20 protein-coding genes are annotated in these 25,954 nt (G+C 39.1%); 18 read left to right on the top strand and 2 right to left on the bottom strand.

Features of this window, described 5'->3' with window-relative positions:
- The first annotated feature begins 38 nt into the window (after window positions 1-38).
- The 10 genes from aroA to kdsB all read left to right on the top strand — a co-directional run bounded on the left by aroA (window position 39) and on the right by kdsB (window position 12,136).
- Window positions 39-1,325, top strand: a complete 1,287-nt coding sequence (aroA, locus tag GWI58_RS13505) for a 3-phosphoshikimate 1-carboxyvinyltransferase (RefSeq protein ID WP_004252010.1) — start codon at window positions 39-41, stop codon at window positions 1,323-1,325.
- Window positions 1,326-1,614: 289 nt separating this feature from the next.
- The gene (gene cmk / locus GWI58_RS13500) at window positions 1,615-2,301 is read left to right on the top strand and encodes a (d)CMP kinase (protein WP_104836335.1); all 687 of its coding nucleotides are present in this window, start codon (window positions 1,615-1,617) and stop codon (window positions 2,299-2,301) included.
- Window positions 2,302-2,474: 173 nt separating this feature from the next.
- Complete coding sequence (rpsA, locus tag GWI58_RS13495) at window positions 2,475-4,148, top strand: 30S ribosomal protein S1 (RefSeq protein WP_004244586.1); 1,674 nt, start codon at window positions 2,475-2,477, stop codon at window positions 4,146-4,148.
- 64 nt (window positions 4,149-4,212) lie between these two features.
- Window positions 4,213-4,500, top strand: a complete 288-nt coding sequence (ihfB, locus tag GWI58_RS13490; RefSeq protein ID WP_004244587.1) for an integration host factor subunit beta — start codon at window positions 4,213-4,215, stop codon at window positions 4,498-4,500.
- 415 nt (window positions 4,501-4,915) lie between these two features.
- Window positions 4,916-7,285, top strand: coding sequence for a DNA internalization-related competence protein ComEC/Rec2 (locus tag GWI58_RS13485; protein WP_161769277.1), 2,370 nt, complete (start codon window positions 4,916-4,918; stop codon window positions 7,283-7,285).
- A gap of 36 nt (window positions 7,286-7,321) precedes the next feature.
- Window positions 7,322-9,067, top strand: a complete 1,746-nt coding sequence (gene msbA, locus GWI58_RS13480; RefSeq protein WP_004244589.1) for a lipid A ABC transporter ATP-binding protein/permease MsbA — start codon at window positions 7,322-7,324, stop codon at window positions 9,065-9,067.
- Window positions 9,064-10,065, top strand: a complete 1,002-nt coding sequence (gene lpxK / locus GWI58_RS13475; protein ID WP_046335154.1) for a tetraacyldisaccharide 4'-kinase — start codon at window positions 9,064-9,066, stop codon at window positions 10,063-10,065. The genes msbA and lpxK overlap by 4 nt, the downstream gene beginning before the upstream one ends.
- 495 nt (window positions 10,066-10,560) lie before the next feature.
- Window positions 10,561-10,776 carry a cold-shock protein gene (locus tag GWI58_RS13470; RefSeq protein WP_004247631.1) on the top strand — a complete coding sequence of 72 codons (216 nt, stop codon included), beginning with the start codon at window positions 10,561-10,563 and terminating at the stop codon, window positions 10,774-10,776.
- 414 nt (window positions 10,777-11,190) lie between these two features.
- Complete coding sequence (locus tag GWI58_RS13465; RefSeq protein ID WP_004244593.1) at window positions 11,191-11,370, top strand: Trm112 family protein; 180 nt, start codon at window positions 11,191-11,193, stop codon at window positions 11,368-11,370.
- Between the two features lie 4 nt (window positions 11,371-11,374).
- On the top strand, window positions 11,375-12,136 hold the full coding sequence (kdsB, locus tag GWI58_RS13460) for a 3-deoxy-manno-octulosonate cytidylyltransferase (RefSeq protein ID WP_004244594.1): 762 nt from the start codon (window positions 11,375-11,377) through the stop codon (window positions 12,134-12,136).
- A 125-nt stretch (window positions 12,137-12,261) separates the two neighbouring features.
- Here kdsB and elyC read toward each other — a convergent pair whose 3' ends face one another.
- A complete protein-coding gene (gene elyC, locus GWI58_RS13455) occupies window positions 12,262-13,092 on the bottom strand; it encodes an envelope biogenesis factor ElyC (RefSeq protein ID WP_104836337.1) in 831 nt (276 codons plus the stop codon).
- A 379-nt stretch (window positions 13,093-13,471) separates the two neighbouring features.
- Between elyC and cmoM the strand changes: the two genes are divergently transcribed.
- The 8 genes from cmoM (at window position 13,472) to GWI58_RS13415 (ending at window position 25,325) form a co-directional block, all read left to right on the top strand.
- A complete protein-coding gene (gene cmoM / locus GWI58_RS13450) occupies window positions 13,472-14,245 on the top strand; it encodes a tRNA uridine 5-oxyacetic acid(34) methyltransferase CmoM (RefSeq protein ID WP_004244596.1) in 774 nt (257 codons plus the stop codon).
- Between the two features lie 9 nt (window positions 14,246-14,254).
- Complete coding sequence (gene mukF, locus GWI58_RS13445; RefSeq protein ID WP_004244597.1) at window positions 14,255-15,577, top strand: chromosome partition protein MukF; 1,323 nt, start codon at window positions 14,255-14,257, stop codon at window positions 15,575-15,577.
- A complete protein-coding gene (mukE, locus tag GWI58_RS13440; protein ID WP_026164598.1) occupies window positions 15,558-16,289 on the top strand; it encodes a chromosome partition protein MukE in 732 nt (243 codons plus the stop codon). The genes mukF and mukE overlap by 20 nt, the downstream gene beginning before the upstream one ends.
- A complete protein-coding gene (gene mukB / locus GWI58_RS13435) occupies window positions 16,286-20,749 on the top strand; it encodes a chromosome partition protein MukB (RefSeq protein ID WP_104836338.1) in 4,464 nt (1,487 codons plus the stop codon). The genes mukE and mukB overlap by 4 nt, the downstream gene beginning before the upstream one ends.
- A 224-nt stretch (window positions 20,750-20,973) precedes the next feature.
- Complete coding sequence (gene aphA, locus GWI58_RS13430) at window positions 20,974-21,687, top strand: acid phosphatase AphA (RefSeq protein WP_004247637.1); 714 nt, start codon at window positions 20,974-20,976, stop codon at window positions 21,685-21,687.
- A gap of 342 nt (window positions 21,688-22,029) precedes the next feature.
- Window positions 22,030-23,745, top strand: a complete 1,716-nt coding sequence (gene ldtD, locus GWI58_RS13425; RefSeq protein ID WP_110144417.1) for a L,D-transpeptidase — start codon at window positions 22,030-22,032, stop codon at window positions 23,743-23,745.
- A gap of 331 nt (window positions 23,746-24,076) precedes the next feature.
- Window positions 24,077-24,625: a YcbK family protein gene (locus GWI58_RS13420; RefSeq protein WP_004244605.1), complete on the top strand. Its 549-nt coding sequence runs from the start codon at window positions 24,077-24,079 to the stop codon at window positions 24,623-24,625.
- A 49-nt stretch (window positions 24,626-24,674) separates the two neighbouring features.
- Window positions 24,675-25,325 carry an MBL fold metallo-hydrolase gene (locus GWI58_RS13415; protein WP_004247640.1) on the top strand — a complete coding sequence of 217 codons (651 nt, stop codon included), beginning with the start codon at window positions 24,675-24,677 and terminating at the stop codon, window positions 25,323-25,325.
- 92 nt (window positions 25,326-25,417) lie between these two features.
- On the opposite strand, the gene GWI58_RS13410 is transcribed toward GWI58_RS13415, so the two are convergent.
- Window positions 25,418-25,891: an Hcp family type VI secretion system effector gene (locus GWI58_RS13410; RefSeq protein WP_004244607.1), complete on the bottom strand. Its 474-nt coding sequence runs from the start codon at window positions 25,889-25,891 to the stop codon at window positions 25,418-25,420.
- Window positions 25,892-25,954 lie beyond the last annotated feature (63 nt).

Raw genomic sequence — 25,954 nt, 5'->3', positions numbered from 1 at the left:
ACCTATTTTGACTTATCTAGCGGAGCTTTTACCTGTTTATGGAATCGTTGACATTACAACCCATCGTACATATTGAAGGCACTATCAATTTACCCGGATCAAAAAGTGTCTCTAACCGTGCACTTTTATTGGCGGCCTTAGCCAAGGGAAAAACGCGTTTAACTAATTTATTAGATAGTGATGATATTCGTCATATGCTCAATGCGCTAACCGCCTTAGGGGTACAATATCAATTATCAAATAATAATACGGTATGTGATATTGAAGGGTTAGCAGGTTCTTTTCATCCCCAGCAGCCACTTGAGCTTTTTTTAGGCAATGCAGGAACAGCGATGCGCCCATTGGCGGCAGCTTTAAGCCTCGGAGAGCACGATATTGTTCTTACGGGTGAGCCTCGCATGAAAGAGCGTCCTATTGGTCATTTAGTGGATGCGTTACGTCAAGGGGGGGCAAAGATTGATTATCTTGAACAAACGGACTATCCGCCGCTACGTGTTTGTGGGGGATTTTCGGGCGGGAGTGTTGATGTTGATGGCACCGTTTCCAGCCAATTTCTGACCGCATTACTAATGATGGCGCCTTTAGCTCAGCAAGACACCACTATTACCATTAAAGGTGAATTAGTCTCTAAACCTTATATTGATATCACGTTAGCCTTGATCTCCACTTTTGGTGGAGAAATTGAAAATCAAAACTATCAGCGTTTTATGATTAAAGGTGGTCAACAATATCAATCTCCAGGTAAATATTTGGTTGAAGGCGATGCATCCTCTGCCTCTTATTTTTTGGCGGCAGCCGCCATTAAAGGAGGGGTTGTGCGAGTAACAGGAATTGGTAAAAATAGCTTGCAAGGTGATATCCATTTTGCGTCTGTGCTTGAAAAAATGGGGGCAACAATACGTTGGGGCGACGATTATATAGAGTGTGAACGTGGCAAGTTAAAAGGGATAGATATGGATATGAATACTATTCCTGATGCGGCAATGACAATTGCTACGACAGCGCTCTTTGCTGAGGGTGAAACGACTATCCGTAATATCTATAACTGGCGGGTAAAAGAGACTGACCGTCTATCTGCCATGGCGACAGAATTACGTAAAGTTGGTGCGATGGTTGATGAAGGTCGCGACTACTTAACTGTGATACCGCCTAAACAGTTAACGACGGCTGAAATAAAAACCTATAATGATCACCGGATAGCTATGTGTTTTTCACTGGTGGCATTGTCTAACACGCCGATTACTATTCTTGATCCTGGCTGTACGGCAAAAACATTCCCTGACTATTTTGAAAAACTAGCAAGTATTTCTCATGCAAAAGTTTAATTAAAATAGCATCAATTAAATCGATAGTATTGGCTTTTCTCTAGTACGATACTATCGATTTTCTTAATTTAAGCGTGTTTTTATTCTATAAAATAAGTAGATTAATAAAAAATTATCTTTAAAAAGCACAGCTTGTTTTTAACTGCTTGTTTCCTCCTCTAGAGAGTATGCGTATAATGACGCGCAATATATTAATACTGTTTTTCTCTGTTTAGAGCTTATGTTGTAGAACGCCATAGGTTCACGGCAGTAAATATAGAAAAACAGTGCCCATGAAAAGGAGAAACTCATGGCGGTTATCGTCCCTGTAATTACTGTTGATGGGCCTAGCGGAGCAGGTAAAGGAACATTGTGTCAAGCATTAGCAAAAGCCTTTGGTTGGCATTTACTTGATTCCGGTGCTATTTACCGTGTATTAGCATTAGCAGCATTACATCATCATGTGGACATTACATCAGAAGATGCATTAGTGCCTTTAGCGGCGAATTTGGATGTGCGCTTTATTCCTAATGAAAATGGTTTAAGTGTTATTCTTGAAGGTGAAGATGTTTCAACCGAAATTCGTACTGAAACCGTTGGCAACACAGCGTCACAAGCAGCAACGTTTCCTCGCGTAAGAGAAGCATTATTACGCCGTCAGCGTGCATTTCGTACTGCACCGGGATTAATTGCTGATGGCCGAGATATGGGCACAATCGTTTTTCCTGATGCGCAAGTAAAAATATTTCTTGATGCCAGTGCGCAAGAGCGTGCACGTCGCCGCATGTTACAGTTGCAGGAGAAAGGCTTTAATGTTAACTTTGAACGCCTTTTATCCGAGATAAAAGAGCGTGATTATCGTGATAGAAATCGCGCAGTAGCGCCTTTGGTTGCGGCAAAAGATGCATTAATTCTCGATTCAACAAGCTTATCTATTGATGAAGTTATTGAAAAATCGTTAGCTTATGCGAAAAAAAATCTGCAATTAACAGCGTAATTCGTTTTTATTTCGTTTATACTAGGTAATTATTAAAATCGGGTTGACGTGTTAATGAATACACAATAATGCCCGATGACCTTGTCACAAAGGATGTAACGAGGTATGTGAAACAACCCCATTCGGCCGGATGCTAAATGGACGTTAATTAAATTTACTTGAAGATCATTAACATGACAGAATCTTTTGCTCAACTCTTTGAAGAATCCCTAAAAACAATCGAAACTCGTCCAGGTGCAATTGTTCGTGGCGTTGTTGTTGCTATCGATAAAGACGTTGTTCTGGTTGATGCAGGTCTGAAATCAGAATCTGCGATTCCTGTAGAACAATTCAAAAACGCGCAAGGCGAATTAGAAATCCAAGTGGGTGACGAAATTGACGTTGCTCTGGACGCGGTTGAAGATGGCTTCGGTGAAACCGTTCTGTCTCGTGAGAAAGCTAAACGTCACGAAGCGTGGCTGATGCTGGAAAAAGCTTACGAAGAAAACGAAACTGTTGTTGGTATCATCAACGGTAAAGTTAAAGGTGGTTTCACTGTTGAACTGAACGGCATCCGTGCGTTCTTACCGGGTTCACTGGTAGACGTTCGCCCAGTTCGCGATACAACTCATCTGGAAAACAAAGAGCTTGAGTTCAAAGTCATCAAATTAGACCAAAAACGTAACAACGTTGTTGTGTCTCGTCGTGCGGTTATCGAATCTGAGAACAGCGCAGAACGTGATCAACTGTTAGAAAACCTGCAAGAAGGCATGGAAGTTAAAGGTATCGTTAAGAACCTTACTGACTACGGTGCATTCGTTGATCTGGGCGGTGTTGACGGCTTACTGCACATCACTGATATGGCTTGGAAACGTGTTAAACACCCAAGCGAAATTGTCAATGTTGGCGACGAAATCACTGTTAAAGTCCTGAAATTCGACCGTGAGCGTACTCGCGTATCATTAGGTCTGAAACAACTGGGCGAAGATCCATGGGTAGCTATCGCTAAACGTTATCCAGAAGGTACTAAACTGACTGGTCGTGTAACTAACCTGACTGACTATGGTTGCTTCGTAGAAATCGAAGAAGGCGTTGAAGGTCTGGTACACGTTTCTGAAATGGATTGGACTAACAAAAACATTCACCCATCTAAAGTTGTTAACGTTGGTGATGTTGTTGAAGTTATGGTTCTTGACATCGATGAAGAACGTCGTCGTATTTCACTGGGTCTGAAACAGTGTAAAGCAAATCCATGGCAGCAATTCGCAGAAACTCACAACAAAAACGACCGTGTTGAAGGTAAAATCAAGTCTATCACTGACTTCGGTATCTTCATCGGCTTAGACGGTGGTATTGACGGTCTGGTTCACTTATCTGACATTTCTTGGAATGTTGCAGGTGAAGAAGCTGTTCGTGAGTACAAAAAAGGCGACGAAATCGCTGCAGTAGTACTGCAAGTTGACGCTGAGCGTGAGCGTATCTCTCTGGGCGTTAAACAATTATCAGAAGATCCATTCAATAATTACCTGTCTGCTCACAAAAAAGGTGCTATTGTTTCTGGTAAAGTAACTGCTGTTGATGCTAAAGGCGCAACTGTAGAATTAGCTGACGGCGTTGAAGGTTACCTACGTGCTTCAGAAGCTTCACGTGACCGCGTTGAAGATGCAACTCTGGTTCTGAATGTTGGCGATGCTGTAGAAGCTAAATACACTGGTGTTGACCGTAAAAACCGCGTTATCAACCTGTCTGTTCGTGCTAAAGACGAAGCAGATGAGAAAGACGCTATCGCTTCTGTAAACAACAAAGAAGAAGCTGGTTTTTCAAACAACGCTATGGCTGAAGCTTTCAAAGCAGCTAAAGGCGAATAATTTAAGTTATTAACGGAAGGCAACGAGAGTCGTTGCCTATTTATCGGTAGTCTAGGGAGGTAATATGACCAAGTCTGAGTTAATCGAGAGACTTGCAGGCCTACAATCTCATCTTTCGGCTAAGACGGTTGAAGAAGCTGTAAAAGAAATGCTTGATCATATGGCTGATACTTTGGCTGATGGTGAGCGTATCGAAGTCCGCGGATTCGGCAGTTTTTCTCTACACTACCGTGCGCCGCGTACGGGTCGTAACCCGAAAACTGGTGATAAGGTAGAGCTGGAAGGTAAATACGTTCCACACTTTAAGCCAGGTAAAGAGTTACGTGACCGTGTAAATATTTATACGGAATAATAGTTTCCTATCAAATAGGCATAAAGTTAGTAAACTTTTTCAAAAACGGTGCTTCGGTGCCGTTTTTTATTGGGTTATCGGTTGGTATTAAGTTACGTTCTACTATTCTCTATTCTCTATTCTCTATTCTCTATTCTCTATTCTCTATTCTCTATTCTCTATATTCTCTTTATTAGCGATTGTTGTAAGACATTGGGCTTACCTTACGTGATCTTTATCTATTTGGCTTGAGTTAATTTTGATATTTGCCGTTATTCCATCACTTTTTAGAACAACTTCGCAAAAAATAGTGTATGCGCTTAAAACGAAAGTTTTTATTAAAAGAGAGTTCGAAAAAAATACGATTTTAACTATCTTAGGTAACAATTTAACAGCATGATATTACAAGGAAAAATTAATTATATGGATGTAAGATATGATTTTATTAGCCAAGATAAAATATATTTATAGAAATAAAATAGCGTTAATAAAATGGCATTATCTATATGCTAAATATATTGCAATGCTAGGGCTAAAACCTCTTAATATAGATTATCTTGCCGTTATCATTATATTAAGTTGCTTACCTTTACTTATTCAACGTGAAACACTGAGTTTATCTCTGAGTTATACACTGATTATCGTAGGGGTATTATTATATTTAATTCCTTTTTCATACTTACGTTTTTTGTTGCTATTACTCTGTTTTTGGTGCTATGCAAACAGTACTGCCTCTTCTTTGATGGCCAAAACCTCTCAACTTGCTGACACCATTGCCACAATAGAAAGTACAATTCTAGAATATCGTCGATTGCCGGATAGCAATATAATGATTAAAGTTGCTATTCCTAAACAGCATCTCTTTTCTGCTAAGCTCTATGCCAATATATATTGGCGTCATCCGCCTAAAAATGTCGTAGTCGGGCAAACATGGCTGTTTAAAATTCACTTTCGTGCAGTACATGGTTATTTAAATGAGGGAGGATTTGACAGCCAAAAATATGCCGTTTCAGTAAGAGAAACATTGTCAGGAAAAATATTATCAGCCACATTAACGAATTCTCACCTTCCTATTTATACTCAATTTATTCAGTATCTTTCATCTTATTGGCAAGCCACAAAAAATAGTGGCGAAATCACAGCATTAGTGTTAGGTGATAAACGAAGTATTTCTGCCGAAAATAAAATACTTTATATGAAAACAGGTATTTCGCACCTTATTGTGATTTCAGGACTTCATATTGGCCTTGCTGCTCTGTTTGGTTGGCTGATGGCGAGAGGAGTACAATATCTTTTCCCAACGCAATGGATTAACCCACAATTTCCTTTGGTTATTAGTTTAGGTTGTGGTGTTTTTTATGCGGCTTTATCAGGATGGGGGATCCCCGCAACCAGAGCGATAATAGGCCTAACTATTTGGGTTTTACTCCATTGGCGTAGTAGACTTTTTTTACCTTGGCAGTGGGCGATTTGGAGTGCAGCAGTGATTTTATTGCTTGATCCGCTTGCCATATTATCCGCTAGTTTTTGGTTATCCTTTTCTGCGGTATTTGCCATCATTGTTTGGTATTGGCTCTATCCATTAAATAAAAGATTTAGCCAGCAAAAACGTTGGTTTGTTATTAGACTCATTCATTTGCAACTAGGGCTATTGATCATCTTATTACCTTTTCAATACTACTTATTTGGTGGTGGTAATCTTTTTAGCTTGCTTGTTAATTTATGGGCTGTGCCTATTATTTCGTTTATTACCGTACCACTTATTATGTGTGGGCTATTTACTGCCTTTTTACCTGTTCTACAACCTATTATTTGGTCATGGGTTGATCAGTCTATCAATTGGGCATTTTTCTGTGCGCCTTATTTTCTTGCGTATTGGCAACCCTGTGGCGCTGTCCCCTGGTTATTTGCATTAAGCGGTATTATGACTCTTTTAGTTATCAAAATGAGCTGGTGGCGTCATCATGTGATTATTTTGATCACTATTGCTACTTTTTTATATTGTGAACTGTCTTTCTCTAAACGTTATGATTGGCGAATAACCATGTTAGATGTTGGACATGGTTTAGCTATTATTATTGAAAAAGAGGGAGAAGCGGTTATCTATGACACAGGGATACGTTGGAAAAGTGGTGGCACTATTGCTAAAAATGTCATTATTCCCTATCTAACGCATCATCGATTACAACCTGTTGCCATGATAATTAGCCATGATCACCTTGATCATACCGGTGGTATTGACGACTTATTACGTGCTTATCCCAAGTTAACTATCCGTAGTAGCTTTGACAATCACCAACATTTACCGTGTTTACAAGGGGGAGTATGGCAATGGAAAAACCTTACTTTCAACGCGCTCTGGCCGCTGACATTATCTCGTTCACCTAAAAATAATGATTCTTGTGTGATTTCATTAACGGATGGTAACAGTGTTATTTTATTAACAGGCGATCTGGAAAAAGAGGGGGAAGCACAATTACTGAGAAGGAAAAAAGCCTATTTAAAAGCGGATATTTTACAAGTTCCTCATCATGGTAGCCAAACATCATCCACATTGGCGTTTATTCAAGCAATATCACCAAAATATGCACTAGTTTCTGCTGCACGTTATAGCCCTTGGCGTTTACCTTCTGATAAAGTACATAACCGTTATAAAAAAGAGGCCATTGATTGGCTAACAACATCGATAAATGGGCAAATTTCTATCGAGTTTAAACACGGAAAGATTGATGTATACACCTATAGACGAGATATTTTACCTCGTTGGTATCATCAGTGGTTTGGTGTTTTGACGTTTCCCGAGTAGAATAGCCCGCTATTTATTAAAAGTTTGGTAATATATATGAATGATATAGACCTATCAACGTGGCAAACATTCCGACGCTTATGGCCGATGATTCGGATCTTTAAAGCGGGGTTGTTTGCTGCAGCAGGCGCATTAATCATAAATGCGGGTGTTGATGCATTTATGATCTCTTTATTGAAACCTCTGCTTGATGAAGGTTTCGGTAAAGCAAGTAATGATGTATTAAAATGGATGCCTTTAGCCGTTATTGGCCTGATAGTTCTGCGTGGTATATCTAACTTTATTTCTAGTTACTGCCTTTCTTGGGTATCAGGAAAAGTCGTGATGAATATGCGCCGTCGGCTGTTTTCTCATATTATGGGAATGCCGGTGAGCTTTTTTGATCAGCAATCTACAGGTACGTTATTATCACGTATTACCTATGATTCAGAACAGGTCGCTTCATCTTCATCAGGGGCTTTGATCACTGTTGTCCGTGAAGGAGCTTATATCATCGGCTTATTTGGCTTGATGTTCTACTATAGCTGGCAGTTATCACTTATCTTGATTGTGATCGCACCTATTGTGGCGGTGGTGATCAGAATGGTATCAACACGCTTTAGAACCATCAGTAAGCGTATCCAAAATAGTATGGGGCAGGTGACAACAAGTGCTGAACAAATGCTTAAAGGCCATAAAGAAGTCTTAATTTTTAATGGTCAAGAAGTTGAGAATAAGCGCTTTAATCATGTCAGTAACCATATTCGCCGCCAAGGTATGCGTATGGTGGTGGCATCTTCTATATCAGATCCCATTATCCAGCTTATTGCTTCTTTTGCTTTAGCCTTTGTTTTATATGCAGCCAGTTTTCCTGAGATTATGGATACCCTGACTGCAGGGACAATTACGGTGGTCTTCTCCTCAATGGTCGCTTTAATGCGCCCATTAAAATCATTAACTAACGTTAATGCTCAATTCCAACGAGGCATGGCTGCTTGCCAAACATTATTTGCTATCCTTGATATGGAACAAGAGAAAGATACCGGCACCCTTGAGCTGAAAAAACCAACAGGTGATATTGAGTTCCGTAATGTCACTTTCCAATATATCACCAAAGATACACCTGCTTTGAAAAATCTGTCCTTCACTATTCCTGAAGGGAAAACAGTGGCACTAGTAGGGCGTTCAGGCTCTGGTAAATCTACTATTGCAAACCTCCTCACTCGTTTTTATGACGTTAATGAAGGGGAGATTTTGATCAATGGTCACGATATTCGTGATTACACATTAAGATCACTACGTAATCAGGTTGCGTTAGTTTCACAAAATGTGCATCTGTTTAATGAAACGGTAGCAAACAATATTGTTTATGCTTGTGAAGACCAATATACCCGTGAGGATATCGAGAAAGCGGCTAAAATGGCTCATGCTATGGACTTTATCCAAAAATTAGATAATGGTCTCGATACTGAAATTGGTGAAAATGGCGTGTTGTTATCAGGTGGTCAGCGTCAACGTATTGCCATTGCAAGGGCACTATTGCGTGATGCGCCTATTCTTATCTTAGATGAGGCAACTTCAGCATTAGATACTGAATCAGAGCGGGCAATTCAAGCTGCACTTGATGAACTGCAAAAAAATAGAACATCATTAGTGATTGCTCACCGTCTATCAACCATTGAAAAAGCAGATGAAATTTTAGTGATTGAAGATGGGGAAATTGTTGAACGTGGTGCTCATCTTGATTTAATTGAGCGAAAAGGCGTTTATGCTCAGCTACACAGGATGCAATTTGGCAAATGATTGAGCGGATTTGGTCTGGTAAATCGTGGTGTTACCTTCTTTTATTGCCTTTTTCATGGCTCTATGGAGCGATCAGCCTTTTTAGGCGTTTTGCCTATAAACAAGGCTGGTTATCCTCATGGAAATCCCCCGTACCTGTTGTTGTGGTAGGTAACTTAACGGCGGGAGGTAATGGTAAAACACCAGTGGTGATTTGGCTTGTTGAGCAATTAAAAGCACAAGGCTTTAAACCTGCGGTTGTTTCTCGTGGTTATGGCGGGAAATCAGACCAATATCCTTTATTATTGTCGCCAGAAACACAGCCGGCCGTCGCAGGAGATGAACCGGTTTTAATTTATCATCGCACTGGCGTACCTGTTGCCGTTGCACCTTCTCGCAGTGATGCGGTCAAAGCGCTATTAGCGCAATATGATCTTGATATTATTATTACTGATGATGGATTACAGCATTATGCCCTACAGCGGGATTATGAAATCGTCGTTATTGATGGACAACGGCGTTTTGGTAATGGCTGGTGGTTGCCCGCAGGGCCGATGAGAGAGCGCGCTCATCGTCTTGATTCTGTTGATGCGGTTATTGTCAATGGTGGTGATTGTCAAGCGAATGAAATAGCGATGAGTTTAGAGGGAGAAATCGCGGTAAATCTAAAGACAGGTGAGAAAAAAGCTATTACTGAGTTGGGTAATGCAGTTGCTATGGCAGGGATTGGTCATCCTCCTCGTTTTTTTAATTCCTTGCAAGATAAAGGGGTTAAGTTAATTGCGACTAAAGCCTTTAATGATCATAGCGAATATACCCTACAAGAATTACAAATACTGACGCCTCACCAAGAGCCGCTGATTATGACAGAAAAAGACGCAGTTAAATGCCAGCACTTTGCGCAAAACAACTGGTGGTATTTGCCTGTCAGTGCGGTATTGGAAGATCTATCTGTGCTAAATCAAGTCAGCCAATTAGTGACAACGCGAAAAAAACTTGTATATGATCTGAAACAATGATATTTATAATGGAAATCAGGATAGCGTTACATAAAGATTACCTACCCACTAATCGCATACCGCTTTTGTCGTAGTTCAATTTAACTCGCTAATACCCTATCTACTCAAAAGCCTTGTGTGGAGAGTTTTTAGATCTTTATTGTAGAGTTAATATTGTTATGCTGTGGATATTATTCGTGCTTGATAGTTAAAATGCTTTCGAATAGAAATTACTTTATCATTTATATCAAGCAAGTTTATTGATAGGTACAGGCTCCAATATAGAACATGTCATATATTTGTCATGAATATTTTGTAGTTTAGTGTCTGTTCAATAAATAGTTATCTAATTTAGCTATCACGATTTTGAACATTTATATTGAATAATAAAATGCACTACTTAAATTAATGTGTTCAGAATTTAATGGGGTTTTATATAAGAAGACTTAATAAAAAGTAGAATGCATGTGTATAGAAGATAAAAACTATACAAAGAACAAAAGGAGTTTATCTATCATGACATTACAATTAAGAATGGGTCGCGTAAAATGGTTTGACAATAATAAAGGATATGGTCTTATTGTTGCAAAAGATCTTGAACAAGATATTTACGTCAATAAAAAAGCGATTGCCAATACAAAAAATAAAGCACTAACCGAAGGCCAAGACGTTGAGTTTTCTGTTATCAAAACAGCAGCAGGTCTAGAAGCCGCTGATGTTATCGGGTTCTAAATAGTCGACACCTATAATAAATGGGCAAGACCATGTTTTAACCTATTGATTTAATTAAAATCTATCATTACGTTGATGCAAAAAGGATAAAATAAGACGTTATCACTGATTGCTCAAGGTAATATAAAATGGTTGCCACGTTAATTAGAATGCAATAAAGATAATAAAAAGGTTAAATTATTATCAATAAAAGCGGAATGTAATTCTTTATTAATGATGTTGCAGACAAAACGATAAAAGGCCACATTATTGTGGCTTTTTTGTTGCTTATAGTGAAAAAGAAAATAGTAAATTTATTAATAGAGAAAATATTTAGCGAATAATTACCAAACCCGTGGTGTAGAGTATTAACGCTGATCCTTCCTTATGATATCCTTTTATCCTATAACATGATTAACCCTTGTGAGGGACAAAATGGATCACCGCTTACTCGAAATTATTGCTTGCCCAGTTTGCCATGGCAAACTTATCTTTGATAAAGAAAATTCAGAGCTTATCTGCAAAATTGATCATCTCGCTTATCCTGTTCGTGACAATATTCCGGTTCTACTAGAGAATGAAGCCAGAGAGTTGTCATTAGAAGAGGAAAAATAACCTAATGTTTACGGTCATTATCCCAGGTCGATATGCGTCGACTCGGTTACCCGGTAAGCCACTTGCTGATATTCATGGTAAACCGATGATTGTTCGTGTTATGGAACAAGCAAAGCGTTCAGGTGCTAAACGTGTCATTGTTGCAACTGATAACTTAGATGTGGTTCGCGCTGTTGAACAAGCGGGTGGAGAAGCGTGTATGACCCGTGAAGACCACCACTCAGGTACAGAGCGTTTAGCTGAGGTTATCGAAAAATATCAATTCGCAGATGATGAGATAATCGTTAATGTACAAGGCGATGAACCACTCATTCCACCCGCAATTATTACGCAAGTGGCGGAAAATTTAGCTAATTGTGGTGCAGGTATGGCAACTCTTGCTGTGCCTATCGTCGACTCAAAAGAAGCCTTTAATCCTAACGCTGTAAAAGTGGTTATGGATGCGAAAGGTTTTGCACTGTATTTTTCTCGAGCCACTATTCCTTGGGAAAGAGATCGTTTTAATCTCTCTCATGATGAAATAGGCGAGCATTACTTACGTCATATCGGTATTTACGCTTATCGTGCAGGCTTTATTCGTCGTTATATTACTTGGGAGCCAAGCCCATTGGAGTCTATCGAAATGTTAGAGCAGCTGCGTGTATTGTGGTATGGCGAGAAAATCCATGTAGCAAAAGCGCTTGAAGTACCGGGTGTCGGGGTTGATACTCAAGATGACTTAATTGCCGCGAGAGCCGCTTTTCGGGCACTAAACCAAGAGTTCTAATATTTGTTGCAGTATATTGCAAATTAATGTTTAACGGCACTGGTATTCAGTGCCGTTGTTGTTTTCTTCCATCGATAAAAAAGAGGATTGATTACTTTTTACCTAATGATCTCATTCTTTATGCACTATTTTATGCCATTGTCAGCTTCATTTTTATTCTCAACAACCGCCTCTACACTAGATGGTTCGCTAGATTTTATGGTTTGCCAAATCGAGCCGATAAATTCATACCATGCTCGCTCACTATGCTGAAAATAATACGCGGAAGGGGTATATTTTTCCCAAGGATGCAGAGGGGTAGTAATGGCTAGCTGATTAGCAGGTGCAACAATAGGGTGCATACCTCTAGCTAAAAAGAAACGTTCTGCTCGCGCTAAATGGTTTGCTGAGGTCACCAATAAAAAAGGTTGTTTACCGATAAGTTTATCCACTTCATACGCTTCTTCTTCGGTATCTTTAGGTTGGGAAAGGGCGATCGTTTTTTCTGCTGGAACACCTAATGATTGTGCAACTTGTGCAGCCACTTCGGCGCTACTTATTTTATTGACGCCGGCACCACCGGTAAAAATTAAGCTGGCATTAGGATAACGATAATAAAGCCTTACGCCTTCAGCAACACGAAATAAGCTATTATTTAGCAGGTTAGCACTAGGAGCCCATTCAGGATTATAAGTAAAACCGCCCCCTAAAACGACAATGTAGTTAACATCTTGTGGTGAGTTTTCGCGTAATTCATAACGTGCTTGATACGCTTTTTCACTTGGCATCAATAGAGTATCTGCGACAGGTTGCATGCCTAACAGCGTAAGCAACACAATCACGATAGTGAGTACGCTTTTTCCTGTTTTTTGCCAACGAGTAAACCACAGTAAAATAAGCGCAAAAAAAGCAATTATTAATAACAGCGGTAGTGGCATGATTAGGCTACCAAGATATTTTTTGAGCAAAAACAGCATAAATCTTCCTAAGTTGAGTGAAATGTCAGCAACTGAGAGTAAAAATCTAGTGAAAACTAGGGGATTGATAAAGCATTGTGTCAAAATAGCGTATAAGTATAGTTTTTACTAAATGCTAACGAACAGAAATACTCACTAATTTAGAAATTGTAAAACGATAAACGTTTGAGCGTTAATTTTTTCATTAATAAGCGTTATATTTATACTGCGCTTTGCGAATAATCTGATTCATGGCTTATTTTGTGATTGAAAACAGCCAGTATCATCGAACACTGGTAAAATTGTTGTCTTTGTTTACCTTCAGTACAGTGTCTCATATTTTTGAATTTATCAGAATGCAAAGAGCGCAAGTAACAAGTTGTTATCATGAGGCGTTTTAATGTCAGACCGTAATTTTGACGATATTGCTGATAAATTCTCTCGCAATATCTATGGCACAACAAAAGGAAAAATCCGCCAAGCGGTGATTTGGGATGATTTACAACAATTATTAACTCAACTCCCTGATCGTCCGTTGCGTATTTTAGATGCGGGGGGGGGTGAAGGTTATTTTTCCAGACAACTGGCAAAATTAGGGCACCAGATAATTTTATGTGATCTATCACAAGAGATGCTTAACCGCGCACAAGAAGCGGCTATTGATGAAGGTGTTGTCAATCAAATGACGTTTATTTGTTGTGCAGCACAAGAGATAAACCAGCATCTAGATGATGGTGTTGACTTAATTCTATTCCATGCCGTATTAGAGTGGATCACAGATCAGAAAAACGCCATAAATGTACTTACCGATATGCTACTTCCTAATGGTATCCTATCGTTAATGTTTTACAATGCGAATGGCATTGTCATGAGAAATGCTATTTTGGGAAATTTCCATTTGGCAAATCCGGAAATACCACGCAGAAGAAAACGCTCATTATCCCCACAAAATCCGCTACAACCTGAGGATGTTTATCAATGGTTAGCGTCATTTTCAATGACGATTTTAGGAAAAACGGGAGTGCGTGTTTTTCATGACTATTTGCAAAGTCGTCAGTTGCAAAATAAAGATTTTCCAGCGTTGCTTGCCTTAGAGCAACGCTATTGTCGGCAAGAGCCCTATATCAGTCTGGGGCGTTACATTCATGTCATGGCACAAAAGTGTGTAAATTAAGGATGTACTATGAGTGATTTTACCCAGACCGTTCCTGAGTTAGTGTCTTGGGCGAGAAAAAATGATTTCTCTATTTCACTGCCACCGGAAAGGTTAGCTTTTTTGATGGCAGTTGCTGTATTAAACAGCGAACGCCTTGATGGCGAGATGAGTGAAGGGGAGTTGATTGATGCCTTTCGAGAGGTGTGTAAAGGCTTTGATCAACCCGCAGAATCAATACAAGTTCGTGCTAATAATGCCATTAATGATATGGTCAAGCAGCGGCTTTTTAACCGTTTTACCAGTGAACTGGTAGAAGGTAATGCGATATATCGTTTAACGCCATTAGGTATTGGCATCAGTGATTACTACATTCGTCAACGTGAGTTTTCATCACTACGCTTGTCGATGCAATTGTCAATTGTGGCAAGTGAGTTAGATTCAGCAGCAAGTGCTGCAGAAGAAGGTGGTGATGCATACCATTGGCATCGTAATGTTTTTGCACCGTTAAAATATTCGGTGGCTGAGATATTCGATAGCATCGATTTATCTCAACGCATTATGGATGAACAGCAAAATATCGTTAAAGAAGATATTGCTGCACTATTAAACCAAGATTGGCAAGCTGCCATTTCAAACTGTGAACAATTACTATCTGAAACCTCTGGGACATTAAGAGAGTTACAAGACACACTGGAAGCGGCAGGGGATAAATTACAAGCAAATCTATTACGTATTCAAGAAGCGAATATGAGTTCAGGCCATGTCGACCAAATAGATACTTTAGTCTTTGAGTTACAAAGTAAACTTGACCGTATTATTAGTTGGGGACAGCAATCTATCGATTTATGGATAGGTTACGATAGGCATGTGCATAAATTTATTCGCACGGCGATAGATATGGATAAAAACCGTATTTTTTCACGTCGCCTACGCCAATCCGTACAAAACTATTTCGACAGCCCATGGGCATTAACTTATGCTAATGCGGATAGGCTATTTGATATGCGTGATGAAGAGCTTGTGTTGCGAGATGAAGAAGTGACCGGGGAATTGCCTGAAGAGCTGGAATATCAAATGTTCAGTGAAGTAAATGAACAAATTGCTCAATGGGTTGAACAAGAGCTGGCTGCTTATAAATTAGAACAACGAGCGTTAGATCTCAGTTCAGTATTAGTTGAGTATCTTAATCGTTATCCACAACAGAAGCATTTTGATGTGGCACGGATTGTCATTGATCAAGCGGTACGATTAGGTGTCGCGCAAGCTGAACTTGCAGGATTGCCAGCAAAATGGGCAGAAATTAACGAATATGGAGCTAAGGTACAAGCGCATGTCATCGATACATACTGAACAATTTATACCAGCTAAATTAGCACAGGCATTAGCGAATTCACTTTTTCCTGAACTGGATAGTCAGCTACGTGCAGGTCGACATATTGGTATAGACTCACTAGATAACCATGCTTTTTTGATGGACTTTCAAGATGAGTTAACAGATTTTTATGCGCGTTATAATGTCGAATTAATTCGAGCACCTGAAGGCTTTTTTTACTTACGCCCCCGTTCAACGACGCTTATTCCTCGTTCAGTGCTTTCTGAAATGGATATGTTGGTCGGCAAAATTCTTTGTTATCTCTACCTTAGCCCTGAGCGATTAGCTAATCAGGGGATCTTCACTGTACAAGAATTATTTGATGAATTACGCACACTGGCCGATGAAAGCAAATTGTTACGCTTAGTTAATCAACGCTCGACAGGATCGGATTTAGACCTACAAAAACTGCAAGAGAAAATGAAAACGTCACTTAACCGACTACGTCGTTTAGGGATGATTTCGTTTTTACCCAATGATACGCAACGTTTTTCAATTACTGAATCGGTGTTTCGCTTTGGTGCTGATGTGCGTAGTGGTGACTCTCCTCTTGAAGCGCAAATGCGTATGATCCGCGATGGTGAAGCTATGCCACTAGAGCAAGATAGCGAGCCAAGTGATGACGATGAACAGGAAGATGAGCAATTAGAGTCCAGTGAAGATGATGATGCAGAGGAAGAAAATAAATGATTGAACGAGGAAAATTTCGCTCATTAACATTGATCAACTGGAATGGGTTTTTTGCTCGTACTTTTGATTTAGATGAATTAGTCACGACTTTATCCGGTGGTAACGGAGCGGGTAAATCCACCACCATGGCGGCTTTTATTACCGCGATGATCCCCGATCTGACTTTACTTCATTTTAGAAATACCACTGAAGCCGGTTCAACCAGTGGCTCTCGTGATAAAGGATTATATGGGAAATTACGCCCGGGAGTTTGTTACGCCGTTTTAGATGTGATTAATTCTCGCCATTTACGAGCTGTCGTTGGCGTACGCTTACAACAAGTTGCCGGACGAGATAAAAAGGTTGATATCAAACCTTTTATGATCCAAGGGCTACCTATTGCTGAAAATCCAACAGAAATTTTGACGCAAGCTGTCGATGGACGCCAAGCACGTGTTCTACCACTTAATGAATTAAAAGAAAAAGTAGAAGCGATAGAAGGCGTTGTTTTTAGACAATTTAACTCGATTACTGATTTCCACTCTGTACTCTTTGATTTAGGGGTTATTCCGAAACGTTTACGTTCAGCAAGCGATCGGGCAAAATTCTATCGTCTTATTGAAGCTTCATTATATGGTGGTATTTCAAGTGCCATCACTCGCTCTTTACGCGACTATTTATTACCTGAAAATAGCGGAGTAAGAAAAGCCTTCCAAGATATGGAAGGGGCATTACGTGAAAACCGCATGACCTTAGAAGCTATTCGGGTCACTCAATCCGATCGTGATCTGTTTAAACATTTAGTCACCGAAGCGACCTCTTATGTTGCAGCGGACTATATGCGTCATGCTAATGAAAGACGAGTACACCTTGATCAGGCTCTATCTTTACGTAAAGAGTTGTGGGATCAGCGTAAAGCGATTAACAATGAAGCTTATCGCTTTATTGAAATGGGCAAAGAGTTAGAAGAGCAACAAGCGTTATCGGCTGATTTGGAAACAGATTATCAAGCCGCCAGTGATAGACTTAATCTCGTACAAAATGCGGTACGCCAACAAGAAAAAATCGATCGCTATGTTGCGGATGTCGAAGAAATCACATTCCGTTTAGAAGAGCAAAGTGAAGTTGTTGAAGAAGCAACATCAAAAAAAGAAGAGTTGGAAGCGCGAGTTGGATCTGCGGAAGAAGAAGTTGATGAACTGAAAAGTCAATTGGCAGATTATCAACAAGCGTTAGATGTTCAACAAACCCGAGCTATTCAATATCGTCAGGCGGTACAAGCATTAGAGCGTGCGAAAGCACAATGTGGCATTGATGATTTAGATGAAACCAATGCAGAGCTATGGGCTGAACGTATTCAAGCAAAAATTCAATCCATCACGCATTCATTACTTTCTATGGAGCAGAAACTCGGTGTTTCTGATGCGGCCAAAACACAATTTGATCAAGCCTATAAATTTATCACTTCGATTGTTGGGGAAGTTGAGCGTCAAAATGCGTGGAGTGCGGCTAAAAGCGCATTACGTGAATGGTCATCACATCGTCATCAAGCCGATCGTGTTCACCCTATTCGGATGCAATTAGCTGAATTAGAGCAACGTTTACAGCAAAGAAATAATGCTGAACGTCAACTTGCAGAGTTTAATAAACAGTATGGCAAAAATGTTGAGCCTGATGATCTATTTACTCTACAAGAAGAGCTAGAAGCAAAGATTGAAGAGCTGAGCGATTATGTTAGTGATTCTGGCGAACAGCGTATGCAAATGCGCCAAGAGCTTGATCAACTAAAACAACAAATTGAAAAATTAAGAAAACAAGCGCCAGTTTGGTTTGCTGCACAAGATGCTTTAACGCAACTGTGTGAACAAACGCATCAATCTTTTGAAACAAGCAATCAAGTTACTGAATATATGCAACAGTTACTTGAGAAAGAGCGTGAAGCCACGGTTTTGCGTGATGAAACCGCTGCTCGCAAACAGCAAATTGAAGCTCAAATTGAACGATTAAGTCAGCCTAGTGGGGCTGAAGATGGCCGATTAATTACTTTAGCAGAACGCTTTAACGGGGTTTTATTATCGGAGATTTACGATGATATCACTTTAGATGATGCGCCTTATTTCTCAGCATTATATGGACCTGCGCGCCATGCGATTGTGGTACAAGATCTCAGTGCGATCGAAGAGCAGTTAGCTTCTTTAGAAGATTGCCCGGAAGATCTCTATTTTATTGAAGGTGATCCACAATCCTTTGATGATAGCGTGTTTAATGCCCAAGAGATGGAAAAAGCGGTACTTATTAAAAGTTCAGATAGGCAGTGGCGCTATTCACGTTATCCAGAAATTCCATTATTTGGCCGTGCAGCACGAGAAAACCAGCTAGAAATATTATCCCGTCAACGAGATGAGCTGTCAGAGCTGTATGCTACACAGGCCTTTGATGTGCAGAAAATTCAACGTGCACACCATGCATTTAGCCAATTTGTTGGGCAACATATTTCAGTGGCATTTGATGCCGATCCTGAAGAAGATATTCGCCAATTAAATCAACGTCGTAATGAATTAGAGCGCGAGTTATCACAATATGAAGAGGGCACTCAGCAACAACGTCAGCATTATGCGCAAGCCAAAGAGTCGCTCAATTTATTAAATAAACTCATTCCTCAAGTCAATTTATTATTGGACGAAACATTAATTGATCGTGTTGAGGAGCTACGTGAAGAGCTTTATAACGCAGAAGAGTCAATGCGTTATTTACAGCGTCATGAGAAAGCATTAACTGCATTAGAGCCTATAGCCTCGATTTTACAAAGCGATCCACAAGAGCATGATCAATTAACACAAGATTATCAATACGCAAAAGAAGAGCAGCAACGTTATCAACAACAAGCATTTTTGCTGGTGGAAGTGGTTCAGCGTCGTCCACATTTTAGTTATAGCGATGCGGTTGAAATTGTCAGTGAAAATAACGATCTTAATGAAAAATTACGTCGTCGTTTAGAAATGGCTGAAACAGAGCGAGCGACAGCGAGAGAGTTATATCGTCAACAGCAGGCACAATGTGATCAGTTTAATCAAGTACTAGCCTCACTAAAAAGTTCTTTTGATACCAAATCAGAACTATTAAGAGAGCTTGAGCAAGAGATGAAAGAGACTGGCTTGCAAATTGATGCGGGTGCAGAAGCGCGAGCCAAAGAGTTACGTGATCAACGTTATGCTGCGGTGAGTGCTAACCGTACGCGTATTAGCCAACTTGAGCGTGATATTGCGCTTAGTGAAGCTGAACGTGAAAATATGGCGAAGAAAATTCGCAAATTAGAACGTGATTATGGCCAAATGCGTGAACACGTCGTCAGCGCTAAAGCCAGTTGGTGTGCTGTTATGCGCTTAGTGAAAGAAAATGGTATGGAGCGCCGTTTACATCGTCGTGACTTTGCCTATCTTTCAGCGGATGAGTTACGTTCAATGTCGGATAAGGCGCTAGGTGCGTTACGTCAGGCTGTGGCGGATAATGAATATTTACGGGATGCATTACGTCGCTCTGAAGATGCAAAATACCCTGATCGCAAAGTCCAATTCTTTATTGCGGTTTACCAACATTTAAGAGAACGTATTCGACAAGATATTATCAAAACCGATGATCCGGTTGATGCTATCGAACAGATGGAAATTGAATTAGCTCGCTTAACCGAAGAGCTAACCAGTCGTGAACAAAAACTGGCGATCAGCTCTCGCAGTGTGGCAAATATTATTCGTAAAACTATCCAACGTGAACAAAATCGCATTCGCATGCTAAATCAGGGCTTACAAGCGGTTTCCTTTGGTCAGGTTCGTGGTGTACGGTTAAACGTTAATATTCGTGAAAGCCATCAAATCTTACTGGATGTATTATCGGAAGAAGAAGATAGCCAATATCAAGATCTATTTAAAAACCAAAACCTAACCTTCTCTGAAGCGATGGCAAAACTGTATCAACGCTTAAATCCACAGGCTGATTTTGGTCAGCGTATGCCACAAACGGTGGGTGAAGAGCTACTTGATTACCGTAACTATCTTGAGATGGAAGTTGAAGTTAATCGTGGGCCAGAAGGTTGGTTAAAAGCAGAAAGTGGTGCGCTATCAACGGGTGAAGCCATTGGTACAGGTATGTCTATCTTAGTGATGGTGGTTCAAAGTTGGGAAGAAGAATCACGACGCTTAAGAGGAAAAGATATTTCGCCTTGTCGTTTGCTCTTCCTTGATGAAGCCGCACGTTTAGATGCGAAATCTATCGCAACCCTATTTGAACTGTGTGAACGACTTGATATGCAACTTATCATTGCTGCACCAGAAAATATTAGTCCAGAAAAAGGCACAACTTATAAATTAGTGCGTAAAGTCTTTAATGGAAGCGAGCATGTTCATGTGGTCGGATTAAAAGGCTTTGGGCAACAAAGTGAAAAAGATAACATCTCATCCGAAAATGTTGCAAAAATAACAGAATAATTGATGTGATCATTTTTGATCATCTCAGATAACAACAGCACTATCTGCTTTCGTGGATAGTGCTTCTTTTTTTTCAAAGTGTTAGATAGATCAAAAAATGAAAGTAAACTAACAAAAGAGTACCAGCCTAAATAAAATAACGTGCGCTATATCTCATTTAAATGTAATTATGATGTTTATTATTATCACCTTCTGTGATTAATATAAAAATTAAAGGAAAGAGAATGCGTAAAGTCACACTTACTCTTAGTGCAATTGCGTTGGCGTTAAGTTTAAATGGCGCAGCAATGGCAAAAGTTCATATGCCAGAAGTTGTTAGCCCAGGGGTTACTGTTACTGAACTTGCACATCAGCAACCAATTAAATGGGTTTCTGTTGCAGAAATTGAAAAAAGCTTAGAAGGCCAAGCACCAATGGCGGTAGGTTTTGATATTGATGACACCGTTCTGTTCTCAAGCCCAGGCTTTTATCGTGGTAAACTGGAATATTCTCCAAACGATTTCAGTTATCTGAAAAACCCAGAATTCTGGGAAAAAATGAACAACGAATGGGATAAATTCAGTATGCCTAAACAAGTCGGTATCGATCTTGTTCAGATGCACTTAAAACGCGGTGATACTGTTTATTTCATTACCGGTCGTACACAGACTAAAACAGAGACTGTGACTAAATATGTTCAAGAAGGTTTAAATATTCCTGCAGACAAAATGCAACCTGTTATTTTTGCCGGTGACCAACCTGGCGCAAATAACAAAGTAAGCTGGATGCGCGATCACAAACTGAAAATTTACTACGGTGATGCAGATGCTGATATCGCAGCAGCTGATGAGCTAAATATCCGTGGGATCCGTATCTTACGTGCTGCTAACTCTTCTTACCAGCCGTTACCTAAAGCGGGACAATTTGGTGAAGAAGTGGTTATCAATTCAGAGTACTAATCTGTCTCTGTGCTGTTGACCTTTATTTGTTAGGCGTAGGAAACTACGCCTTTTTTATTTTGGGTTTCTTTATAAAACAAAATAGAACCATATGATAGATTAAATCTATATACTTTCTATTTGAATATTTATTGTGCACGGTATTGTGAGTGTTTAGTATTTATACTCTTATTTAATATAAAAAGTGTATTAAACATCTTTTTATGATGATTTAAGTGCCTATTGTTGAAAAGATTTTATAAAACTTTACAAATATTAGTTTATTCCTATAAAACTCTTTGTCTAACTCATCTAATATTTTACGATAGCAAAATAATAACAAGGGATGAGGCACTGAGGACTATGGCGCAACAAGCAATTAAAAGAGCAATAACATATTCGGTCGTAATAGGCACACTTCTCTCAGGGCATAATGTTATTGCCTCAGAAAGTGAAACGCCACCGCTATTCACATCAGAAACACCTGCATTAGTACCCGTATTCACAGAAGACGTGGCAACACAAGATACATTAAATTCACCATCAGTGAGTAAGCAGGACGTTAGCACTAAACTACAATCTTGGTTACCAAGCGAATATAAACCACTTTACTTTAAGCAACTCGTGGATGTTTATCAAAGCAATGATTTAGCACTGATTTGGCAAGATGAACAAATTACAAAACAACTAGAGCAGCAACTGGCAGAGGTTGCCTTAACTGGAATTCAACCACAATTTGGACGTTGGTTAACGCTATTAGAAACAGCACAATTAACGCCAGAAGCACGAGATATTATTTTATCTGACGCTTTTTTAGGTTATATCAGCTTTGTTGAACAGATTAATCAATCAGGAACAACACTGTTATATCGCGCTGCGATACAAGCATTACCGGCACCAACTGTGCAAGCTGTCGAGCATTTCCAACTCAATCTACAACAAAATACCTTAGGGCGCTTTGTCGTCTCCTTTGCACCCTCACACCCTTACTATCCATTAATGAAAGAGGAAGTGCGCAAACAGCTTCATCAAGAGGTTATTTGGCCCGTCATGGAAGGGAAAAATTCATTAAAGCCAAACCAATCGGCAGAAGAAGTTATTGCATTAAGACAAATATTGCGTAACTTAAATTTACTGCCTCAATTGGCTGAAAATGAGCAAGAAGTAGCAACAACGATTTATGATGAGCCTTTAATTGCTGCTGTGAAATCGTTTCAAGCGGCCCATGGATTAGAAACTGACGGTATTATTGGTAGACAGACGCGTAATTGGTTAAATATGACACCAATACAGCGTGCTGGAATTATGGCATTAAATATACAGCGGTTACGTTTAACCCCACCTATTGGTGATACTGGAATTTGGGTCAATATTCCTGATTACTCCCTCTATTTTTATGCTAATAATCAACTGATTTTAGATTCAAAAGTGATTGTTGGTCGACCAGATAGAAAAACCCCCATTATGAGTAGTGCGCTTAATAATGTTGTGGTTAATCCGCCTTGGAATGTACCTACTAGTATGACGCGTAAAGATATAGTTCCAAAAGGAAAGGCTGATCCTAGTTATTTTAGCCGTAAAGGTTATACGATTTATTCAGGGTGGGGGAATGACGCTTATCCAATCAATCCTTATGATATAGATTGGGAAAACATCTCTGCGGCTAATTTTCCATATCGCATTTGGCAAGCCCCTGGGCCAACTAACTCCCTAGGCCGATATAAATTTAATATGCCAAACTCTGAAGCGATTTATCTGCATGACACACCAAACCACAATTTATTTACTAAAAATATGCGAGCAATTAGTTCAGGTTGTATTCGTGTGAATAAAGCGGCGCAATTAGCGACGATATTATTAGGTGATGCAGGATGGAAACAAGATAGAATTGATGCAGCCTTAAAACGAGGTTCAACACAATATGCACCAATTCCAGAACGTATCCCTGTCTATTTATATTATCAAACAGCTTGGGTAGCAGAAGAAAATGCCCCTCAATATCGAGCAGATATTTATAATTATGACCAAAGCATTAATAATGCAACCTCTTTTTTAGAGAATATTAAGAAATATTTGTAATAGAACAGATGGCTAACAACAATAAAGAGTAAGCATTATGCTTGCTCTTTATTTTTTATAAAAATCAGTAAGATAAAATAATTTTATTCAGTTTTATTAATAAATTTTAAAAAATAGCTATTATTTTTAATCTATTTTTAGAAATAGCATTAATATTAATAAAATGTTAATTGCTAACACGGCTATTATTAATAATAAAACATAAACTTTTATAAAATAATATCAATGATATGTTTACAAATCTATACAAACAATAAGCAACAATTCAAGAAAAATATTGTCATAATAAAGGTCTGTTCTTCCTTCTATCATTATTTTGAGTGTAGCTATCATGGATATTGTTGATTCACATCGTCGTAAGTGGTTAGGCCTTGGTATGGCTGCTGTTGGTTTAGGTTTACTTCCCTCACATGCATTTGCATCATTAGCAACTCCCCGACCGAAAATTCTTCGCTTTAATAATTTAAATACTGGTGAAACTATTAAAGCCGAGTTTTTTGATGGTAAACGTTATAATAAACAAGAGCTTGCTAGACTAAATCATCTTTTTAGAGATCACCGTCAAAATAAAGTTAAAACTATCGATCCAGCCTTATTTGATCAAATCTATCTGTTACAGGTGATGTTAAACAACAATAAAGCCGTTGAACTTATTTCGGGTTATCGTTCACTCGCGACTAATAATCATCTACGTCAACACACCAGCGGTGTTGCGAAAAAAAGCTATCATACCCGTGGTCAAGCAATGGATTTCCGTTTAGTAGGTACTGATTTATCTAAAGTACGCCAAGTAGCACTAAGAATGAAAGCGGGAGGAGTGGGTTATTATCCACGAAGTAATTTTGTTCATATCGATACAGGACCCGTGCGCTCATGGTAATCTATGTAATAAATAAATAGATATAGATTAAGAAAGCGCGGAGTAAGCTATGATGTATCACATTATACCTGTGACAAATTATATGCAAAATTGCACCCTTATCTGGTGTGATGATACCAAAGAAGCGGCCATTGTTGATCCCGGTGGTGATGTCGAAACATTAATTGCAGAAATTGAACAACGTCAATTAAAGTTGACTAAAGTGCTATTAACTCATGGTCACTTTGATCACGTAGCAGGAACAGCTCAAATTGTTGAGCATTTTCATGTGCCTGTTTATGGGCCACATAAAGATGATAACTTCCTTATTGAAGATTTAGAACAACAGTGTCGTATGTTTAACTTCCCCAGTGGAAAATCTTTTACGCCTGATCAATGGTTAAATGAAGGGGATACTGTCACTATTGGTAAAACCATTACTTTGTCGGTTTTACATTGTCCGGGCCATACACCGGGTCATATTATTTTTGTTAATCACCAAAATAAACTTATCTCGATGGGAGATGTATTATTTCGTGAAAGTATTGGTCGTACTGATTTCCCTCGTGGTAATCATGCCGATCTGATTGCCTCTATCAAAAATAAAGTATTACCACTAGGTGATGATTATCTATTTATCCCCGGCCATGGCCCTATGTCTAATTTAGGTCATGAGCGTCAATATAATCCTTTCTTACAAGATGAAATGCCCATTTGGTAATTTAAAATAAAACAAACTCTTTAAGCCCTTTATATTAAAGGGCTTTTTTATAGATGAAAAATTAAAAATGATATCGCTCATCGTCGGTAAAATTAAATATTTTTGCTGATACTATAACCTGATGTTCCTGCACAAATATGGTTCCAAGAGATACTTTCATATCGAATAGTAATATCTTCATAAGGCTGGGCATCTGCATGCGTCAGTGAATTAGGGTAATGTGCTGATATATTGGTAATGCTGGCTTTTGTTAGCTTAATGGTATAAAACTTTTCTTGATTGCCGTTTGAACTTGTTCTATAGAATTCTAGCTCGCACTCTAATAATTCATTATTTGTTATTGCAACCCCAAGTAAGGGTGAAGATTTATCTATAGGTTTTGAAATTACCACAGGAGAATGATTTAAATTTTGTGCTCGAGTTAAATCATAATCAAATGAATACACAAATATCTGATCTTCATGTCCGTGCTGATATTTATTGCCTATAGATCCTAAAGTAGAGCACCCTTTAGATATATCACCTTGAGATTTCCCTATTATCTTTAAATATATTGAATTAGCCATTATTTATAACTCCTTTTTGATATTTCTTCATATGATATTATCAACTTTATAAACACTTTTATT

Source organism: Proteus sp. G2674 (assembly GCF_009915195.1).
GTDB lineage: Bacteria > Pseudomonadota > Gammaproteobacteria > Enterobacterales > Enterobacteriaceae > Proteus > Proteus mirabilis.
This window is presented reverse-complemented; position numbering and strand designations above follow the sequence as displayed.

Excerpts from the sequence above, each read along its gene's own strand:
- GWI58_RS13420 (WP_004244605.1), top strand. The coding sequence starts at position 24,077 with ATGGATATTGTTGATTCACATCGTCGTAAGTGGTTAGGCCTTGGTATG.
- GWI58_RS13410 (WP_004244607.1), bottom strand. The coding sequence starts at position 25,891 with ATGGCTAATTCAATATATTTAAAGATAATAGGGAAATCTCAAGGTGAT.
- mukB (WP_104836338.1), top strand. The coding sequence starts at position 16,286 with ATGATTGAACGAGGAAAATTTCGCTCATTAACATTGATCAACTGGAAT.
- cmk (WP_104836335.1), top strand. The coding sequence starts at position 1,615 with ATGGCGGTTATCGTCCCTGTAATTACTGTTGATGGGCCTAGCGGAGCA.
- elyC (WP_104836337.1), bottom strand. The coding sequence starts at position 13,092 with ATGCTGTTTTTGCTCAAAAAATATCTTGGTAGCCTAATCATGCCACTA.
- ldtD (WP_110144417.1), top strand. The coding sequence starts at position 22,030 with ATGGCGCAACAAGCAATTAAAAGAGCAATAACATATTCGGTCGTAATA.
- aphA (WP_004247637.1), top strand. The coding sequence starts at position 20,974 with ATGCGTAAAGTCACACTTACTCTTAGTGCAATTGCGTTGGCGTTAAGT.
- GWI58_RS13470 (WP_004247631.1), top strand. The coding sequence starts at position 10,561 with ATGACATTACAATTAAGAATGGGTCGCGTAAAATGGTTTGACAATAAT.
- ihfB (WP_004244587.1), top strand. The coding sequence starts at position 4,213 with ATGACCAAGTCTGAGTTAATCGAGAGACTTGCAGGCCTACAATCTCAT.
- mukE (WP_026164598.1), top strand. The coding sequence starts at position 15,558 with ATGTCATCGATACATACTGAACAATTTATACCAGCTAAATTAGCACAG.
- GWI58_RS13485 (WP_161769277.1), top strand. The coding sequence starts at position 4,916 with ATGATTTTATTAGCCAAGATAAAATATATTTATAGAAATAAAATAGCG.
- aroA (WP_004252010.1), top strand. The coding sequence starts at position 39 with ATGGAATCGTTGACATTACAACCCATCGTACATATTGAAGGCACTATC.
- rpsA (WP_004244586.1), top strand. The coding sequence starts at position 2,475 with ATGACAGAATCTTTTGCTCAACTCTTTGAAGAATCCCTAAAAACAATC.
- lpxK (WP_046335154.1), top strand. The coding sequence starts at position 9,064 with ATGATTGAGCGGATTTGGTCTGGTAAATCGTGGTGTTACCTTCTTTTA.
- mukF (WP_004244597.1), top strand. The coding sequence starts at position 14,255 with ATGAGTGATTTTACCCAGACCGTTCCTGAGTTAGTGTCTTGGGCGAGA.
- kdsB (WP_004244594.1), top strand. The coding sequence starts at position 11,375 with ATGTTTACGGTCATTATCCCAGGTCGATATGCGTCGACTCGGTTACCC.
- GWI58_RS13415 (WP_004247640.1), top strand. The coding sequence starts at position 24,675 with ATGATGTATCACATTATACCTGTGACAAATTATATGCAAAATTGCACC.
- GWI58_RS13465 (WP_004244593.1), top strand. The coding sequence starts at position 11,191 with ATGGATCACCGCTTACTCGAAATTATTGCTTGCCCAGTTTGCCATGGC.
- msbA (WP_004244589.1), top strand. The coding sequence starts at position 7,322 with ATGAATGATATAGACCTATCAACGTGGCAAACATTCCGACGCTTATGG.
- cmoM (WP_004244596.1), top strand. The coding sequence starts at position 13,472 with ATGTCAGACCGTAATTTTGACGATATTGCTGATAAATTCTCTCGCAAT.